This is a genomic window from Flavobacterium taihuense (genome assembly GCF_019351435.1).
GTDB lineage: Bacteria > Bacteroidota > Bacteroidia > Flavobacteriales > Flavobacteriaceae > Flavobacterium > Flavobacterium taihuense.
In genome coordinates this window covers 1-3,551 of record NZ_JAHWYN010000048.1, presented here as the reverse complement: position 1 = coordinate 3,551, position 3,551 = coordinate 1, and the positions used below count along the sequence as shown (strand labels likewise).

Sequence of the window (3,551 nt, the reverse complement as noted above, 5' to 3'; positions counted from 1 at the left end):
ATGGCTTTCTGTAAAATGTCAGCAGTTATATGGGCACCAATTATCCGCAAAGATTCAACTGTCAGGTGAGCAAATTCGCCACTTGAGTTAAAAAAATATTGATTAAAACCTCCGTTATTAATTTCTCGCTCCAAACACTGATTGTAGTAAAACTGTTTTTGTGATTCAGTTAGTTTGTCCATTTCGTCTCCGTATGAGCAAAGTTCTCCAATGTGGTTGTCTAACTCAATTATGCTTCTATTTATGTCGTCGGATGAAAGTAGTTTTTCAAGATCTAGCTTTTTGTTTTCCAATTTGTTTTCTGATTTGTCAGAACCACCAAATAATTTTTTAAATAAATTCATTGTCTGTTTTTCGGTTTTAGGGTTACCCATAACGTTCCCGCGCTACAAGCAGTTTGGGATTAAGGAAGCCAAATCTTCGGATAAACACAAATTTATCTGACACAAGACCAACTTTAAATTAAGCCTAAAACCCAAATTGCTTGTAGCGTGTGTTAGGCGTAGTGCTGTGTGTCCTGCGTTGCCTTAGGATACGAAGATATAAAAGTTCTTTGAAAAGGCAACATAACTTTATTAGAGATGATAGGCTTTATAAGGGTTCAGAAACGAGCTTTGGCTATACCAAAGAGGCCTCACAAAGGATTACGAGTAAAGGGTTGGACTATCGGATAGGACTTTCAGGAGTTGTTTTCAAACCGCCTTGAGGTGCTGATTTAAAGAGAATTGGTATTGAGCGTCAAGGTCAAAGCACTGCCAACGTTTGTATGTTGAGTAGCTGTATGGTGTGGTTATAGGAGTTGAGTGCAAGCAAACCCTTATTGAGGTGTCGAAAATAACTTTTACTGTGTCAAAATCAATGGGGTCGGCGACCCAGCGAGACCAAGTGTAGCGGATAACCTGATTACTGGCTACACGGCACACGGCATAAAGAGGGCAAGAACTATAACCAGGCTCTAATAAGGAACAGGAGAACCAAGACTAAAATGGTAAGCAAAAATGTCAAAAATCCCAGAGTGGAAAAGGCAGAAAGTAGCAATGTTTAGTTCTTGGGGCGGATGAAGTCGTAGTAGCGAAAATATCCAAGAGAGCAGGAGTAATGACCCTGCGAGCGAAGGGCTTCACATAGTGAGTAATGATAAGGTATTACAAGTCCAAAAGACGATGATTTTGCTTGTCAAACACAACCCAAAAGGTTGCACTATGAAGAGCCGTATGAATCGAGAGGTTCACGTACGGTTCTGCGAGAGGTTTAGGGGTGAGACTCCCCTTTACCTACTCGACTATTTGGTTAAGCGTATTCAAGTTCTAATTGTCCACTATTTTGGATATTGTTACTTTTTTTGTCTTCAATATATTCAATAATACAATTTGCAACATATTCCCCAAGTTTAACTGGTACAGCGTTTCCAATAACTTGCTCAAGGTCAGTTTTACAACCTATAAACTTGAAGTCTTTAGGAAACGTTTGAAGATAACTACGTTCAATTGTTGTTAAGGGACGTAAGTTTTCGTCAATTTGAGCAATATCCCCTGAATGTTTAGTGTATCCTTTTGGAACGGGTCTATTTACTCCTCGTATTGTTGGACTAGGTTCGTGTATGCTAAAAACACCTCTACGCATATAGCTTCGAGGATGTCTATAATAATATTCTACACCTAATGATTTACCTAAATAATCATAGATAGTCATTTGCTTCGTAGTTTTGTTTTTTGTCAGATAAGGATTTAAAAACCCATCTTTTGAATGCAAATGTCCGATAAGAAAAAATCTTTTTCTTGATTGAGGGACTCCACAATAACTTGCATCTAAAACTTCGTAAGAAATCCCATAACCTGCTTTTTTGAAAATGGAAATTGCTTCTTTTAATATATTGCTTTTCAAAATTCTTTGTACATTTTCCATTACAAACCATTCAGGTTCACATTCTGCCACAATATTTGCATAAGAAAGTGTCAAGTCCGCTCTTCCTAAAGTCTCATCTCGTTTTCCGGCACTTGAGAAATCTTGACAAGGTGGGCCACCAATAATCAATTGAGGTTTAAGGTTTTTTATGAATTTTAAACTTTCATCCGTTGATAAATCGAAGTCATAAATTGGATGGTCAAAATTTTCTTTATAAACTTTTAAAGCAGGTTCCCACTTATCAAAAGCTGATATAACTTCAAAATTTGCATTTTGAAAGCCAAGCGACATTCCTCCGCAACCCGAAAATAAATCTACTGTTCTCATATAGCTAATATATTAAATTTATGAATTAAAAAGTTCTGGCGAATTGAAAATGATTGCGTCAAATCTTCTTTCAGGACTTAATAAATTTTGCCCACCACCCAATATAATTTCTTTTATTTCCTTTTTTTGAATTCTTGGTTTTGTTAATTCTTCACAAGTCATATATCGTTGAGTAATTCTCCCACTTACAGCGAATGCTTTGTCATTTTTAGTATTATAAGAGAGCTCGTCAATAATTTTGGAATGGTTTATTTGTCCATCTTTTGAAAAATCATATAACATTTTGAAAAGCCAAATTATTGTCCTCACTTGTCTTGTGATTTTATTTGCACCTTCTGAAAGTTCTCCTCTAGCAACATCGAGAAATAATTGAGTAAAAGCAAAATTTGACCAAATAAAAATGTCAAGGCAATTTTCAACTAATTTTGGTGATTTTCCATTTGTTTTCCATATTGGTTGCATAACTAAAGGCTCTTGCTTTTCAAGAATTGATAATATAACTCTGTCAATTGATGCTATGATTGGTGTAATATAAGTCCAAACTTCTGAACCGTCCGACCAATCTTTAATATTATCAAAAGAATTTCCAATTAGATTTTTTAGTTGTGGTAAGTTGTCCTTGAAATTAAAAACAATACTACAAGCAAGGTAAACAATTGTGTCTGGTCTAATTACAATTTCACAACCATAATATTGTTCATTTAAAATACAAGTTGAATTGTCGGGAAGTGCTGTTAATTTTATTTCAATTGGTTTTAAACATTGTCCATTACTTCGTAATTGGGTAACTAAATCTACTCTCGGTAAATGTCCGATTACAAGTTGTTGATATGGTGTATATGGACTTTCAAAGGAGAAAAATAAATCGTCAGAAGTTGGATTTATACCAAACAATTCTGATGTGGAAATTTTACTGTGTTTTACTTTTAAGTCTTTGTCAAGAATCAAATAATTGTTTTCAAGTCCCTTTGAACTCAAATAGTTTGTTAAACCTGCTGGGAATGAGGAATTAAACTGATTTTTACCCCAAGTTTCATTTTGAGTAAAGTCTCTGTTAGAGTGTTGTATGCCAAATAATCCAGGTTTTTCGTCAGTCATTTTTTTCTAAATTTAAGTCCAAAATTACAAAAAAAATGTTGAAGGTTTTTTGTTATTAGATGATGTTTGTCTTGTTGTTGGGGAGCATTACGCCTAACGTTCTCGCGCTACAAGCAGTTTGGGACTAAATTAAGCCCTATTTTCGGATTTGCCAAATCTTCCAAATACAAAACCATTTTCAAATTAAGCCTAAAACCCAAATTGCTTGTAGCGTGTGTTAG

At 35.0% G+C, this 3,551-nt stretch carries 3 protein-coding genes; all 3 read right to left on the bottom strand.

The genetic code is table 11. The annotated features are described in order from the left end of the window. The coding region (locus KZH69_RS20260) for a DMP19 family protein (RefSeq protein ID WP_219319282.1) at positions 1 to 344 on the bottom strand (344 nt) is incomplete at its 3' end. Positions 345 to 1,290: 946 nt separating this feature from the next. Further along, entirely contained in the window at positions 1,291 to 2,232 is a 942-nt protein-coding gene (locus KZH69_RS20255) for a DNA cytosine methyltransferase (protein WP_219319281.1), read from the bottom strand. Positions 2,233 to 2,250: 18 nt separating this feature from the next. Continuing rightward, positions 2,251 to 3,330 carry a HindVP family restriction endonuclease gene (locus KZH69_RS20250; protein WP_219319280.1) on the bottom strand — a complete coding sequence of 360 codons (1,080 nt, stop codon included), beginning with the start codon at positions 3,328 to 3,330 and terminating at the stop codon, positions 2,251 to 2,253. Between the last annotated feature and the right edge of the window lie 221 nt (positions 3,331 to 3,551).

Coding starts and splice junctions, on each gene's coding strand:
- KZH69_RS20250 (WP_219319280.1), bottom strand. CDS start 3,330: ATGACTGACGAAAAACCTGGATTATTTGGCATACAACACTCTAACAGA.
- KZH69_RS20255 (WP_219319281.1), bottom strand. CDS start 2,232: ATGAGAACAGTAGATTTATTTTCGGGTTGCGGAGGAATGTCGCTTGGC.